We start from the raw sequence: 13607 nt of genomic DNA, 5'->3' as shown, positions 1-13607 counted from the left end.
GAGGATTTCGATACGGCCAAGCTTTTCAGCGAAAAACATCTACTAAAAGCTTGACCGTGAACAGAGTATCTACAGGGGGAACGGTGCCTTGCAGCAGAGCCTGCTCACGCTCACATAATTCCACCACGTAATCCCACAACACCCGCAGCCGCACCGATTTGTGCAGCTCGCGCCGCGTACTGATCCAATAGCTGCGCTGGATGCTTTCGTCCGGCAGCAACGGCACCAGTTCAGGATCGGCGCTGGCCATGTAGCACGGCAGCACCGCGATGCCGAGGCCCGAGCGTGCGGCCTGTTGTTGGGCGATGACGCTGGTGCTGTGAAACACCACCTGGGGGTTGCGGCAGAAGCTGTTGAGGAACATCAGTTCCTGGCTGAACAGCAAGTCGTCGACGTAACCGATCCACGCGTGGCGGCCGAGGTCTTCGCGGCTGCGCAGTGGTGGCGAGCGGTCCAGATAGGCTTGACTGGCGTAGAGCGCCAGTCGATAGTCGGTGAGTTTGCGGGTGACCAGCATGTCGGCGGCCGGGCGTTCCAAGTGAATGCTGATCTCCGCTTCACGGTTGAGAATGCTGACGAAGCGCGGCACCGCCACCAGTTCCACTTCCAACCCCGGATAGCGTTCGAACAAGCCGTTCATGCGGCTGGCGAGGAACATGATGCCCAGCCCCTCCGTTACCCCGACGCGGATCTTGCCCAGCGGCGCGGTGGATTGGGTGATTTCTTCCTGGGCCAGCAACGCGACGTTTTCCATGGCCTCGGCATGCTTGAGCAGCGCTTCGCCAGCCGGGGTCAATTCGTAGCCTTGGGCATGCTGGACGAACAGCGCGGTGCCGAGGCTTTTTTCGATGGCCTCGATGTGCCGGGCCACGGTGGCGTGGGTGGTGTTCAAGCGGCGGGCGGCGGTCAGCAAGCGGCCGCTGCGCTGCAATTCGAGAAAAAACCGTAGGTCATTCCAGTCGAACATGAACCATCCTTGACGTTATGCCGTTAATGACGCTGTTTAAAAACGCACAGCAGCTGCGCAAAAACTAACATTCTTTTAACGAAAGCTAACAACTAGGATGACCGACAACAAGAACAACAATACGAGGTCAGGGATGCAGACTTCCCTTGATGAATACGACTACATCGTGGTCGGCGCCGGCCCTGCCGGGTGTTTGCTGGCCAATCGACTGTCGGCCAACCCGCAACACCGCGTGTTGCTGCTCGAAGCCGGCGGCCGCGACAACTATCCGTGGATTCATATCCCCGTGGGTTACCTGTTCTGCATCGGCAACCCGCGCACCGACTGGTGTTTCAAGACCGAGTCGCAACCGGGCCTGCAAGGCCGCGCCCTGAGCTACCCGCGCGGCAAGGTGCTCGGCGGCTGTTCCTCGATCAACGGCATGATCTACATGCGCGGCCAGGCTGGCGACTACGACAGCTGGGCGGCCGAGGGCAATCCCGGTTGGGGCTGGCAAGACGTGCTGCCACTGTTTAAACAGAGCGAAAACCATTTTGCCGGTGATTCGGAATTTCACGGCGCCGCTGGCGAATGGCGGATCGAGCGGCAACGTCTGTCGTGGCCGATTCTCGATGCCTTCCGCACTGCTGCCGAACAAAGCGGCATTGCCAGCATCGATGACTTCAACCGGGGCGACAACGAAGGTTGCGGTTATTTCCAGGTCAACCAAAAAGCCGGGGTGCGCTGGAACGCGGCCAAGGCGTTTCTCAAACCGATCCGCCACCGCGCCAATCTCACGGTGCTGACCGACGTTGAAGTCGACCGCGTGCTGCTGGAAAACGGCCGTGCCTCGGCGGTCAGCGCACGCTGGCAAGGCCAGGCGAAAACCTTCAAGGCACGCAAGGAAATCGTCCTGTGTGCCGGCTCCGTCGGTTCACCCGGCATCCTGCAGCGTTCCGGCATCGGCCCTCGCCCGCTGTTGCAACAACTCGGTATCGGCGTTGCCCATGAACTGCCCGGCGTGGGCGGCAACCTGCAGGATCACCTGCAACTGCGGCTGATCTACAAACTGGAAAACGCCCGCACCCTGAACCAGATCGCCGGCACGCTGTGGGGCAAGATGGGCATGGGCCTGCGTTATCTGTATGACCGCAGCGGCCCGTTGTCGATGGCGCCAAGCCAACTCGGCGCCTTCGCCCGTTCGGGGCCGGAACAGACCTCGGCGAACCTCGAATACCATGTGCAACCCCTGTCGCTGGAGCGTTTTGGCGAACCGCTGCACGCCTTCCCCGCCTTCACCGCGTCGGTCTGCGATCTGCGCCCGCAAAGCCGTGGGCGCATAGACATTCGCTCCGCCGACCCGCGAGAAGCGCCGCTGATTCAACCCAATTACCTGAGCCATCCCGAAGACTTGCGCGTGGCAGCCGACGCGATCCGCCTGACCCGCCGCATCGTTCGCGCCCCCGCCCTGCAAGCGTTCAAACCGGTGGAATACCTGCCCGGCGACAGCTTGCAGAGCGAAGAGCAATTGCACGAAGCCGCCGCCCGGATCGGCACCACTATTTTCCACCCGGTGGGCACCTGCCGGATGGGCAACGACGCGGACGCAGTAGTCGACGCTGAGCTGCGCGTGCATGGCATCCCCGGCCTGCGCATCGCCGACGCCTCGATCATGCCGCGCATCACCTCGGGCAACACCTGCTCGCCGACATTGATGATCGCCGAGAAAGCCGCGCAACTGATACTCAAAACAACCGCAAGGAGTTTTGCCCCTGACGAAAAAGCACTGACCGCAGTCTCTTGAGCAAAGGAATAGCGGCACCCGCCCACAAGGCTGGCGTCGACAGTGGAACAACAAAAACAATCACTGTGAGGGATACCGATATGTCAGAACATGTTCAGCCCCTGGAAGCCGTCCGCAGCGCGGGCACCAGTCAGGAAACCCAGAAAGTCATCTTCGCCTCGTCCCTGGGGACGGTGTTCGAGTGGTACGACTTTTTCCTCTACGGCGCCCTCGCGGCGGTCATCAGCAAACAGTTCTTCGCCGGGGTCAACGACACCACGGCGTTCATCTTCGCGCTGATGGCCTTCGCCGCCGGCTTCATCGTGCGGCCGTTCGGTGCGCTGGTGTTCGGACGCTTGGGGGACATGATCGGGCGTAAATACACATTCCTCGCGACCATCGTCCTCATGGGCCTTGCAACCTTTTGCGTCGGTTTGCTGCCGACCTACGCGAGCATCGGCATCGCTGCGCCGATCATCCTCGTGGTGCTGCGCATGCTTCAAGGTCTGGCGCTGGGTGGTGAGTACGGCGGCGCTGCCACTTACGTCGCCGAACACGCACCGATCGGCAAACGCGGCTTCCACACCAGCTGGATTCAATCCACCGCCACCCTTGGCTTGCTGCTGTCGCTGCTGGTGGTGCTCGGTTGCCGTTATTTCACCGGCGACCAGTTTGAAGTCTGGGGCTGGCGCATCCCGTTTCTGTTTTCGATCGTGCTGTTGGGCATTTCCACCTGGATTCGCCTGAGCCTGCACGAGTCGCCTGCGTTCGTGAAAATGAAAGAGGAAGGCAAACTCTGCAAGTCGCCGCTGCGCGACTCCTTCGGCAAATGGGAAAACCTTAAAGTGGTGCTGATCGCCCTGTTCAGCATCAACGCCGGGCAAGCGGTGACCTTCTATGCCGCGCAGTTCTACGTGCTGTTCTTTCTCACACAGTTCCTGAAAATGGACCCGGCCCTGGCCAACAGTCTGCTGATTGTCAGCGTGATCATTGGCGCGCCGTTCTTCATCTTTTTTGGCTGGCTGTCGGACAAGGTCGGACGCAAACCGGTGCTGATGATCGGCCTGCTGCTGGCGACTGCACTGTACTTTCCGATCTTCAAGTCCATCGCCCACTACGCCAACCCGGCCATCGACCAGGCCAGCCGTCAGGCACCGATCACCGTACTGGCCGACCCGGCCACCTGCACCTTCCAGTTCGACCCGGTGGGCAAGGCGAAATTTGATAGCCCGTGCGACAAGGTCAAAACCTTCCTGGTCAAACAGGGCCTGCCGTACAACAGCGAAGCGGCCCCGACCGGCAGCGGTGTGCAGGTGAGCGTCGGTGACGTGAAGCTCGACGGCTTTGACGAAGCGGCCCTGCGTGGCGCAGTGACCCTGGCCGGGTATCCGTCAAAAGCCGACATCCAGCTGATCAATAAACCGATGATCGTGGTGTTGATCGTCGCGCTGATCATCATCTCCGCCATGTGCTACGGCCCGCTGGCGGCGCTGATGGTCGAACTGTTCCCGACCCGCATCCGCTACACCTCGATGTCCCTGCCCTATCACATCGGCAACGGCTGGTTTGGTGGTTTCCTGCCAACGGTGTCGTTTGCCCTGGTGGTGTACACCGGGGATATTTTCTACGGGCTGTGGTACCCGGTGGTGATTACCGGGGTGAGCCTGGTGGTGGGGATGATGTGTTTGCGCGAGACGAAGAACGTGGACCTTGATAAAAACTGAGCGCTAACGGGAGGTTAGTTTGTGGCGAGGGTGCAAGCCCCCTCGCCACAAAATGTTTTCTGCACATCAGGTCTTGAGCACCTCAAACGTCACTTCGTCAGGATAGAACGCCACATACCCGCCAATCTGCGCAACCGACACCTTGGGGTGCTCATAACTCCATACCGCGTTGGCACTTTCATGCCCGGGGATCTGCAGGCTGTAATAGCTGGCATCGCCCTTGTACGGGCAATAGCTGGTGTGGTCGGTGCGGGCGAAATACTGTTCGGCGATGTCCTCCCGCGGGATGTAGTAGACCGGAGGATAATTGGTCTCATGCATGACCAGCGCCCGAGTGGACGACGCCACTTGAATGCCATGGAACTTCACCACCACGCAGCCGGGTTGGGGGACGATGGAGATGGGACTACCGGCACCTGGGACTTTCATGAAGTAGGTTCCTCTGTTGCTGTTGTGCGGTTTCCGCGCCCCAACAGGTATACCCCATGTTCTGGTATCGCGAGTACTTCGCAGCCGAACGGAGCGTGCTTCAGTCGCTGGATTGACCGCTGTCATCAAACGCAACAGCTCAAGCTGTACATCCATACAGATAAAGATTGCTCCATCGCTCATCACCCGCCATTCTGTGCACCTCTCGAACCCTGATCGGCGATGGTGGTTATGCGGCTGTACCTCTGTGAAAAACCTTCCCAGGCCAAAGACATCGCGGCCGTGCTCGGCGCCAGGCGTCGGGGCGACGGCTGCTGGCTGGGAACGGACGTCACGGTGACCTGGTGCATCGGCCACCTGCTGGAAACCGCTCCACCAGATGCCTACGACGCGCGCTACAAGCGTTGGGTGCTGGCGGATCTACCGATCATTCCCGAAAAATGGAAAATGACCGTCAAGCCGCGCACGGCCAGCCAGTACAAGGCAGTCAAACGCCTGCTCGGCGAGGCCAGTGAACTGGTGATTGCCACCGACGCCGACCGTGAGGGCGAGATGATCGCCCGGGAATTGGTGGAGCATTGCCGTTATCGCGGGCCGATCCAGCGGCTGTGGTTGTCGGCACTGGACGATGCGTCGATTCGCAAGGCATTGGCGGCGCTCAAGCCGGGGGCCGAGACGTTCAGCCTCTATCATTCGGCGTTGGGGCGCTCCCGGGCCGACTGGTTGATCGGGATGAACATGAGTCGGTTGTTCACCCTGCTGGGGCGTCAGTCCGGCTATCAGGGCGTGTTGCCGGTCGGTCGGGTACAGACGCCGACCTTGCGCCTGGTGGTGGACCGCGACCGCAGCATTGCCGATTTCGTCCCGGTGGCCTACTGGGCCATCGACGTGCAACTGCTGCACGATGGCACGGCATTCATGGCCCAATGGCGTGCAGCATCGGACGCCTGCGACGATCAGGATCGCTGCCTGAATCAGGCGCTGGCCCGGCAGGCGGCTGCGGCCATTGGCAACGCGGCGAGCGCTCGGGTGATCAAGCTGCGTACCGAGCGCATGCGCGAAGTCGCGCCGCTGCCGTTCGACCTGGGCACCTTGCAGGAAGTCTGCTCGAAAAAACTCGGGCTCGGCGCCCAGGAAACCCTCGATATCGCCCAGGCCCTGTATGAAACCCACAAAGTCATCACCTACCCGCGCAGCGACTGCGGCTACCTGCCCCTGAGTCAGCATAGCGAAGCGCCGGGTATTCTGGCGGCGCTCCGGCAAGCCGACCCGGCGCTGAACGCCTTGCACGATTATCTGGAGCCGCAACGCCGCTCGCGAGCCTGGAACGATGCCAAGGTCAGCGCACACCACGGCATCATTCCGACCGCCGCGGCGAAGAACCTCGACCGACTGGCGGGCAAGCAACGGGCGGTCTACACCCTGATTCGTGCGCGTTACCTGGCGCAGTTCCTGCCCAACCACGAATACGACCGGACCCAGGCCGACTTCGACTGTGCCGGTGAGGCCTTGCGCGCCGTGGGCAAGCAGATTGTCGAGCCCGGCTGGAAACGCGCCCTGCCCGAAGCCCTCGCGCCTGCCAAGGGCCGCGAAGCACCGGCACCGCAAACACTGCCGACACTGGCCGAAGGGCGTGACTGCGCGGTGGCCGACGTGAAACTCAAGGACCTCTGGACCCAACCGCCCAAGCCATTCACCGAAGGCGATCTGATCAAGGCGATGAAAAACGTCGCCAAACTGGTGGAAGATCCGCTGCTCAAGCAAAAGCTCAAGGACACCACCGGCATCGGCACCGAAGCCACACGCGCCTCGATCATCCAGGGCCTGCTGGATCGCGGTTATCTGATCAAGAACGGCAAGGCCCTGGCCGCGACGCCGGCGGCTTTCAGCCTGATCGATGCGGTGCCGCGAGCGATTGCCGACCCCGGCACCACGGCAATCTGGGAACAGGCGCTGGACATGGTGCAGAGCGGTGAAATGAGCCTGGAAGAATTCGTCACCAAACAGGCCGCGTGGATGAGCAAGCAAGTGGCACGCTGCGCCGGCCTGAACCTGACCATCAGCGGGCCGGCAAGCCCGGCCGGGCGTAGCGCCACACCGTGGAAGAACAAACGCAAACCCGCCAAACGCAAGCCTTCGACTGGAACCAAGCGCGCGGCGAAACCGGCGGGCAAGGTTTGAGGGCAGCGAATCGAAATGGTCTAGTGTTCTTCAATGTCAGTTAAGACACCGAAGGTACGACCATGGCGACAATCAGGAGCCAGCCCTCGATAGAACTGCACGCCGCCCAGCGCGACGAACTGGAAACCATCGAAAACCTGATGCAGTTCTACGTGTACGATTTCAGTGAATGGCTGCCTCTGAAGCTCGGGGAGCATGGTTTCTTCAACATCCAGCCCAAACTGGACTACTGGCGCAACCCGGCAACCCGGCCTTTTCTGATCAAGGTCGACGGCGAGCTGGCGGGGTTCGTGACCGTGGATGACGAAACCCATATCGTCGGCGCCGAGTACAACATCGGCTACTTTTTTGTCAGTCGACGCTTTCGTGGCCAAGGTGTCGCGAAGTTTGTCGTCTCTGCCCTCTTGAGCCGGTTCCCCGGTCAATGGCAGATTTTCCACATCGATGCCAACCAGCCTGCGCGGCTGTTCTGGGCCAGGGTGATGCCCGATCTCACGGGCGGAGCGTTCACCGTGCATCAACTGCCGATTGACGGTTATCCATGCACCGTTTACCGCTTTGAAAGATCGCAGCCTTCGGCAACACCTCCGGGGCCCGGGTAAGCGCTGCCGAAGACTCCAAGCGCTGGCCACGCTGACTTTCTAATTCCAAAACCACTTTGTCCGACAATATGTAGTGAACAAAAATAATCACTACAAAACCGTTGACGCCTCCGATTTGCCCTTGCATGATGCAGACGTCTCCCCGATCGGGAGTACAGGCAACACGTTTGAGCAAGTTCGTCTGACCGCCGAGCTGTTTTTCCCGGATACACGCTGCCCACAAGGCAGATTGAAGAAGCTGACCTGGCCTGAACGTCCAGTACAAGGGCGAGAAGCGCTGGCGATCAATCCTCATGAAGCTTGTGGCCGACCCTGAAAACGTCGGCAGTGGCCTCCAGGTTTTCGCTGCTTCTCTTCGTTGTGACGCTATTGCGTAGCAGTTATTCAACACGACTACATGCAACAGACGCGTAACCCCGTCGTATTGACGGTCGACCGCTGACGTCCTGGTTTCGGTGCCAGGGATCAACTAACCGATGGGCTACCTGTATTAGCGAATCAACTTTGAAAGATCACCAAATGGTCAAGGGGCTTACTATGAATCTGAACAATCAACCTACTATCGATGAACTGGCTCGCTTGTTCGCTGCGCAAAAAGACAGCCAAGACAGCCATATTCTGTGGATCAGCAAATCGGGCCAGGTCCATATCGACTGCCTGTCGCCCCATGCCCACGAAGAAGAGTTCGACAAGAACAACCAGAACCTGCTGGCCCGTCTGAAGATGTACCGTCGCGGCCAGGGCTATGTCGGCAAGAAAGCCGCGGCCGACAAGGACTTCATCGGCAACGTGCTGCAAACGCTGAAGCAGGCCTGGGCCTCGATGCAGAACCAGAATGAAGTTCGGGTGATTGATCGGTTGTACTGATCTCCCCCAAATACAAGAAGGCCCCGCTCGGTTATCGAGCGGGGCCTTTTTTGTCTTTTGCGTCTGCACCTCTAACTTCGCACCGGGTCAAAAGAACAGAGCTATGGTTAACAGTGCGCTGGACATCGGTTTATCCGCTGGAGGTCTGCGATGAAAACAACCCTGACATTCATGCTACTGGCATTGGCGAGTGCAGCTTATGGGAACAGTGTTCCCGGCGTTCCCGCCTTCGATGTGGACTGCCCCGGGAAAATCATGGTCCACGCCGACCAGGATGGTCCGGTGATGATCAACAGCAAAGAAGCCCAGACCAAAATGATCAATGATCGCCTTTTCGAGGCCAAGGGGCCGGATGTGACGATCTCGATCAGCATCGCGGATGACGATACGGTAGCCGTGACCTATACCAGCAAGAAAGGCGGCAATGGCATCTGCCAGTCGGTGGATGATTGATTCACACGCTGGTGCTGCCGGCCATCACCAGGTTCGCGAACGCCACAGACGCGGCACTGTGATAGTTGTTCTTCCTGCGCAGCAATGCCGCGTCGCGCCGGGGTACCTCGCCCTGTAATTCAATCCGGCACAATGCCCGTTCCGCCGTGGCGATGGGCTCCGGGAGGATGGTGGCCATCGGCGTGTGGCGAATGACCTCCAGCAACGTACTCACCGAATTCACCTCGATCGCCACCTTGGGCGTGATGCTCTGTTGCCGAAAATACTCGTCGACTGAGGATCGGGTGATGAAGTCCGGCGTCAGCAACGCGAATTCCAATTGCGCCATCTCCTTGGGCGATAGCGGGATCTGCCGTTCGTACAACGGATGACAGTGCCCGACCACCACCCCCAGAGTCTCGACAAACGCCGGCACGCACTCGATATCCGGGCTCCTCACCGGGGTGAAGGCAATGGCAATGTCCAGCGAGTCATCAAGCAACCCCGCCTCGATGTCATCCATCGACAACTCGAAAATCTGCAGATGGATGTTCGGAAACTTCGCCGCGTAATCGCGCACCAGCGGCCCCACCAGATACGCCATGAACGTTGGCGTCATGGCCAGTCGCAAGGTGCCGCGAGACAAGTCCTTCACGTCATGCAGCGCGCGTTTACCCGCTTCCAGTTCCACCAGCACCCGCCGGGCGCATTCGATATAGGCCTGCCCCGCGTCGGTCGCTCTGACCGTGCGCGAGGTGCGGTCGAACAGGCTGACACCCAGGGTTTCCTCCAGTTGCCGGATCTGCTGGGACAGTGTCGGTTGGGAGACGTGCAACGCCTCCGCGGCGCGGGTGAAGCCGCCGTGGTCGGCGACCGCCAGCAGGTAGCGTAAATGTCGGAGCAGCATGGGATTTATCATCTATAGGCAGTACTTATGCAAAACATTGTATATCGATCTTGGACGCTATGAATCAATCAACCGAAGATGGCTCCACTTTCCAGCCACAACCGATAGGAGTCACACCATGCAACAGTCCCACGCTTACCAGGACACTAGTCTGGCCCTGACCACTTCGATCCTCGATGCCAAGGCGCGCAAGAATCTGTCCTGGCAGGATCTGACCGACGGCACCGGCCTGGGTCTGGCCTACGTCACCGCCGCCCTGCTCGGCCAACATCCACTGCCGGAAGCCGCCGCCAGAGTGATCGGCGAAAAACTCGAGCTGGACGCCGACTCCGTGGCCCGCCTGCAAATCATCCCGCTGCGCGGCAGCCTGTCGGGTGTTCCGACCGACCCGACCATCTACCGCTTCTACGAAATGATCCAGATCTACGGCACCACGCTCAAAGCCCTGGTTCACGAGCAGTTCGGCGACGGCATCATCAGCGCGATCAACTTCAAGCTGGACCTGAAAAAGGTCGAAGACCCGGAAGGCGGCTCCCGCGCCGTGATTACCCTGGACGGCAAGTTCCTGCCGCTGCGTCCGTTCTAAGTAACTGGCCACCTTTAGCAAGCGATACCCCGTAGCAGCTGCCGAGCCTGCGAGGCTGCGTTCGGCTGCGAAGCAGTCGCGAAATCAAACAGCGCGGTCTTTCAGGTAACCGCGTGCACCGTGTTAACGACGGCTCCGCCGCCGAACGCAGCCTCGCAGGCTCGGCAGCTGCTACGCCCCCTCATTCATTGCAAGGAAGTCCGCCATGAAAGCGCTCATCGAAGGTTTATTGAAGTTTCAGAAAGAAGCGTTTCCGCAACGTACCGACCTGTTCAAACACCTGGCCACCACCCAGCATCCCGGCACCTTGTTCATCACCTGTTCCGACAGCCGCGTGGTACCGGAGCTGCTGACCCAGCAAGAACCCGGCGAACTGTTCGTGGTGCGCAACGCCGGCAATATCGTGCCCTCTTACAGCCCGCATCCGGGCGGCGTGTCGGCCACGGTGGAATATGCGGTCGCGGTATTGGGCGTGACGGACATCGTGATCTGCGGGCATTCGGACTGTGGCGCCATGACCGCCATTGCCCAGTGCAAATGCATGGATCACCTGCCCGCCGTCAGCGGCTGGTTGCAGCACGCCGAGTCGGCCAAGGTGATCAACGAATCCCGCCCTCATGCCAGCGACGCGGCCAAGGTCAGTTCGATGGTGCGGGAAAACGTCATCGCCCAACTGGCGAATATCCAAACCCACCCGAGCGTGCGCCTGGCCCTGGAAAAAGGCCTGTTGAACCTGCATGGCTGGGTCTATGACATCGAAACCGGCTCGGTCGATGCCCTGGATGCCGGCAGTCACAGCTTCGTGTCGCTGGCCGAACACCCCGGCACTTGCGCCGTGCACGGCAAAACAGTCGAAGCCGCCTGAAGGTGTCGACCGCACAAGCTGCACCAGGCTTGGCGCAGCGTTACAAAGTGGACAGGCGCGCTACTGCGCCCGTCCTCGTTTCCCGGCCGGGAATGTGCCACTCACACGATCGCCCCTGTTATTTGTCGTCCGTCTTGGCTGACGATTGTGGCCGACGTTCAGGTGTGTCTTCAGCGTTGGGCGCTTCTGGAAAACTGCCTGGCGTGAACACATGAGTGAGCAATTCGCTGGCATCGATGTTGACGACACCAGGAACCGAACGGGCCAGAGCAACAGCGTGCTCACACTGTCTATGGGTATTGACGCGACCGCTCAATGCCACCGCACCCGCATGGGTTTTGACATGGACATTCAGGCCAAGAGTGGTATCGGCCAATGCCAGGGCCGACTTTACCCGGGTGGTAATCCACGTGTCGTGAACGACCGTTTCCAGACCATGGGAGTAATGTTGGAAGTCATGAAGTTTCATGGCGCAATCCTCTCACACGTAATCAGATGCGCTGTCCGTCCCCGCGCAGGCACGGACACACAATAAGTATAGTGCGTGCCGTTGCCTGCGGTCAGAGGGCTGTCCCTGATGCCGGTAAGTTAATAAGAGCGACGAAATTCCTGTGGGAGCGTGGCTTGCCCGCGAAGAGGGAGTGTCAGTCAACATTGATGTCGCCTGACACACCGCTTTCGCGGGCAAGCCACGCTCCCACAGGTTTGCGCGTCTCAGCGTTTGACCGACAGACTCGTCTGGGTCATGCGGCTGCGGATCGTGAACACGCCATCACCCGAGAGAATCGCGCTGCGCGCAAACAGGCGACCGCTCTCCCAGTTCGAAAGCCCCAGTTCCGGCTTGTTCAGCGCGTACTGTCCGTCGACCCAGCGGGTGATCCCGTTGCCGACAAAAGGCGCGTTGACCGCGTTGTAGAAACGCGCCTGCGCCTGGGCATCTTCACTGATCAGCGACACGGTGAATTGCGGGCTGTAGCGGTTGAACAAGGCAATGGCCTGATCCAGATCGTCGACGATCTTCAGGCTGACTTCCGGGGTTTCTTCCCATTCCCACTCCCGGCCCAATTGGTCCTCGGGCAACGGTTCGGCCTGAGCTTCGGTCTGATAGCCTTCGGCGCGGTACACCTCGACGCTCGCGGTGCGCCAATCGCTCGGCAAATGCTGCTCGCTGCCCTCGACGATGTGCAGTTTGCAGCCTTGGCCCCGCGCGGTGCCGGCCTGTTGCAGTGCATCGAGAAACAGCGGCACCAGTTCGGCAGCTCGGTCGCGGTGGATCAGGCAAACGTTCAGGGTGTTGCAGACTTTGCGGTCCAGAGAGTTGCGCACCACGGCGGCGAAGCGCTGGGCATCGGCGTCTTTGTTCGCGATCAGCCAGGCGCCACCGGTGCCGTGCAGGCTGACGGCGGTGCCGGCCTGTTGCGCGATGCTGCCCAACTGGCTGACCGCACGCCCCGAACCACGGGCCACGGCCAGCGACAGGCGCCGGTCGGCGAACATTGCCCAGCCAGCCGCGTGGTTGACGCTTTCGACCAGCGACACTGCACCGCTCGGCAACCCGGCATCGGCCAGTGCCGGATTCAACGCATGGGTGACGATGGCCTGGGCGGTGCCCAACGCGTCGCTGCCAATGCGCAGCACCGCAGTGTTACCGGTGCGCAATACACCGGCGGCGTCGGCGAAGACATTCGGCCGACCTTCGAACACAAAAGCGACGATACCCAGCGGCGAAACCACCTGCTCGACTTTCCAGCCCTCGTGCTCGACGCAGCTCACGACTTGACCGCGGGTGGCCGGTGCATCGCGCCAGGCCCGCAGGCCTGCGATCATGTCGCGGCGCATGCGCTCATCGGCCAGCAATCGCGTGGTGGAACGCCCGCGCGCCTTGGCCCGCTCGATGTCGGACAGGTTGGCGGCTGCAATCAAGGCCCAGCATTCCGGGGTTTCCAGGCGTTGCGCGAAGCGATCGAAGAACTCGCTGATGGCGTGATCCGAAACGCTGGACATTGCGGCAAACGCCGCCTCGGCGCGCTCGATGGCGACCGTCGCCGCCTGCTGATCCGCCACCGGGATCAGCAACAACTCGCCGCTGACCTGCTCCACCAGCAGATGGTCGCCGGGCTGAAAGCGCGCCGCCAGTTCGGGGCTGACGACAGTGACACGATTACCGGCAAATGGGATCGGCGTGCCAGCGACTAGACGTTCGAGCGCAAGAGACATGAAGCGGTTTCACCATGCAGGGGGCGGTCGGAAAATGTATAGCAAATTTCCCGCAGCGTCATGCCCAC

13 protein-coding genes are annotated in these 13607 nt (G+C 60.6%); 8 read left to right on the top strand and 5 right to left on the bottom strand.

All coding sequences use genetic code 11. The features are described 5' to 3' along the window. Nucleotides 1–25 precede the first annotated feature (25 nt). Nucleotides 26–967, bottom strand: a complete 942-nt coding sequence (locus AC1RL4_RS27765; protein WP_493120602.1) for a LysR family transcriptional regulator — start codon at nucleotides 965–967, stop codon at nucleotides 26–28. Between the two features lie 133 nt (nucleotides 968–1100). Here AC1RL4_RS27765 and AC1RL4_RS27760 point away from each other — a divergent pair, with 133 nt between their 5' ends. Continuing rightward, complete coding sequence (locus tag AC1RL4_RS27760; protein ID WP_230172444.1) at nucleotides 1101–2750, top strand: GMC family oxidoreductase; 1650 nt, start codon at nucleotides 1101–1103, stop codon at nucleotides 2748–2750. A gap of 80 nt (nucleotides 2751–2830) precedes the next feature. Continuing rightward, nucleotides 2831–4453, top strand: coding sequence for an MFS transporter (locus AC1RL4_RS27755; RefSeq protein ID WP_096480041.1), 1623 nt, complete (start codon nucleotides 2831–2833; stop codon nucleotides 4451–4453). A 66-nt stretch (nucleotides 4454–4519) separates the two neighbouring features. Here the strand turns inward: AC1RL4_RS27755 and AC1RL4_RS27750 are convergent, their stop codons facing one another. Continuing rightward, entirely contained in the window at nucleotides 4520–4882 is a 363-nt protein-coding gene (locus tag AC1RL4_RS27750; RefSeq protein WP_230172440.1) for a DUF427 domain-containing protein, read from the bottom strand. 231 nt (nucleotides 4883–5113) lie between these two features. On the opposite strand from AC1RL4_RS27750, the gene AC1RL4_RS27745 reads away from it, so the two are divergent. The 4 genes from AC1RL4_RS27745 to AC1RL4_RS27730 all read left to right on the top strand — a co-directional run bounded on the left by AC1RL4_RS27745 (nucleotide 5114) and on the right by AC1RL4_RS27730 (nucleotide 8985). Beyond that, the gene (locus AC1RL4_RS27745; protein WP_028940230.1) at nucleotides 5114–7063 is read left to right on the top strand and encodes a DNA topoisomerase III; all 1950 of its coding nucleotides are present in this window, start codon (nucleotides 5114–5116) and stop codon (nucleotides 7061–7063) included. Nucleotides 7064–7125: 62 nt separating this feature from the next. Continuing rightward, on the top strand, nucleotides 7126–7665 hold the full coding sequence (locus AC1RL4_RS27740) for a GNAT family N-acetyltransferase (protein WP_204123816.1): 540 nt from the start codon (nucleotides 7126–7128) through the stop codon (nucleotides 7663–7665). A gap of 537 nt (nucleotides 7666–8202) precedes the next feature. Continuing rightward, nucleotides 8203–8532, top strand: coding sequence for a hypothetical protein (locus AC1RL4_RS27735; protein ID WP_028940228.1), 330 nt, complete (start codon nucleotides 8203–8205; stop codon nucleotides 8530–8532). Nucleotides 8533–8682: 150 nt separating this feature from the next. Next, entirely contained in the window at nucleotides 8683–8985 is a 303-nt protein-coding gene (locus tag AC1RL4_RS27730) for a hypothetical protein (RefSeq protein WP_019579446.1), read from the top strand. Nucleotide 8986: 1 nt separating this feature from the next. On the opposite strand, the gene cynR is transcribed toward AC1RL4_RS27730, so the two are convergent. After that, the gene (gene cynR / locus AC1RL4_RS27725) at nucleotides 8987–9871 is read right to left on the bottom strand and encodes a transcriptional regulator CynR (RefSeq protein WP_493120598.1); all 885 of its coding nucleotides are present in this window, start codon (nucleotides 9869–9871) and stop codon (nucleotides 8987–8989) included. Nucleotides 9872–9989: 118 nt separating this feature from the next. Here cynR and cynS point away from each other — a divergent pair, with 118 nt between their 5' ends. Next, on the top strand, nucleotides 9990–10457 hold the full coding sequence (gene cynS, locus AC1RL4_RS27720) for a cyanase (RefSeq protein WP_018929757.1): 468 nt from the start codon (nucleotides 9990–9992) through the stop codon (nucleotides 10455–10457). Between the two features lie 205 nt (nucleotides 10458–10662). Further along, the gene (locus AC1RL4_RS27715; protein WP_019579449.1) at nucleotides 10663–11322 is read left to right on the top strand and encodes a carbonic anhydrase; all 660 of its coding nucleotides are present in this window, start codon (nucleotides 10663–10665) and stop codon (nucleotides 11320–11322) included. A gap of 118 nt (nucleotides 11323–11440) precedes the next feature. On the opposite strand, the gene AC1RL4_RS27710 is transcribed toward AC1RL4_RS27715, so the two are convergent. Together AC1RL4_RS27710 and AC1RL4_RS27705 are read right to left on the bottom strand one after the other, a co-directional pair. Next, on the bottom strand, nucleotides 11441–11791 hold the full coding sequence (locus AC1RL4_RS27710; RefSeq protein WP_081625598.1) for a BON domain-containing protein: 351 nt from the start codon (nucleotides 11789–11791) through the stop codon (nucleotides 11441–11443). Nucleotides 11792–12036: 245 nt separating this feature from the next. Then, on the bottom strand, nucleotides 12037–13539 hold the full coding sequence (locus AC1RL4_RS27705) for an aldehyde dehydrogenase family protein (RefSeq protein ID WP_230172436.1): 1503 nt from the start codon (nucleotides 13537–13539) through the stop codon (nucleotides 12037–12039). Nucleotides 13540–13607: the final 68 nt, after the last annotated feature.

It is taken from the genome of Pseudomonas sp. GW822-FHT07A10 (genome assembly GCF_058798795.1).
This window is presented reverse-complemented; position numbering and strand designations above follow the sequence as displayed.

Bases quoted from the DNA above. Each gene is read 5' to 3' on its own strand.
- AC1RL4_RS27710 (WP_081625598.1), bottom strand. From the start codon at position 11,791: ATGAAACTTCATGACTTCCAACATTACTCCCATGGTCTGGAAACGGTC.
- cynR (WP_493120598.1), bottom strand. From the start codon at position 9,871: ATGCTGCTCCGACATTTACGCTACCTGCTGGCGGTCGCCGACCACGGC.
- AC1RL4_RS27730 (WP_019579446.1), top strand. From the start codon at position 8,683: ATGAAAACAACCCTGACATTCATGCTACTGGCATTGGCGAGTGCAGCT.
- AC1RL4_RS27745 (WP_028940230.1), top strand. From the start codon at position 5,114: ATGCGGCTGTACCTCTGTGAAAAACCTTCCCAGGCCAAAGACATCGCG.
- AC1RL4_RS27735 (WP_028940228.1), top strand. From the start codon at position 8,203: ATGAATCTGAACAATCAACCTACTATCGATGAACTGGCTCGCTTGTTC.
- AC1RL4_RS27755 (WP_096480041.1), top strand. From the start codon at position 2,831: ATGTCAGAACATGTTCAGCCCCTGGAAGCCGTCCGCAGCGCGGGCACC.
- AC1RL4_RS27765 (WP_493120602.1), bottom strand. From the start codon at position 967: ATGTTCGACTGGAATGACCTACGGTTTTTTCTCGAATTGCAGCGCAGC.
- AC1RL4_RS27760 (WP_230172444.1), top strand. From the start codon at position 1,101: ATGCAGACTTCCCTTGATGAATACGACTACATCGTGGTCGGCGCCGGC.
- AC1RL4_RS27715 (WP_019579449.1), top strand. From the start codon at position 10,663: ATGAAAGCGCTCATCGAAGGTTTATTGAAGTTTCAGAAAGAAGCGTTT.
- AC1RL4_RS27740 (WP_204123816.1), top strand. From the start codon at position 7,126: ATGGCGACAATCAGGAGCCAGCCCTCGATAGAACTGCACGCCGCCCAG.
- cynS (WP_018929757.1), top strand. From the start codon at position 9,990: ATGCAACAGTCCCACGCTTACCAGGACACTAGTCTGGCCCTGACCACT.
- AC1RL4_RS27705 (WP_230172436.1), bottom strand. From the start codon at position 13,539: ATGTCTCTTGCGCTCGAACGTCTAGTCGCTGGCACGCCGATCCCATTT.
- AC1RL4_RS27750 (WP_230172440.1), bottom strand. From the start codon at position 4,882: ATGAAAGTCCCAGGTGCCGGTAGTCCCATCTCCATCGTCCCCCAACCC.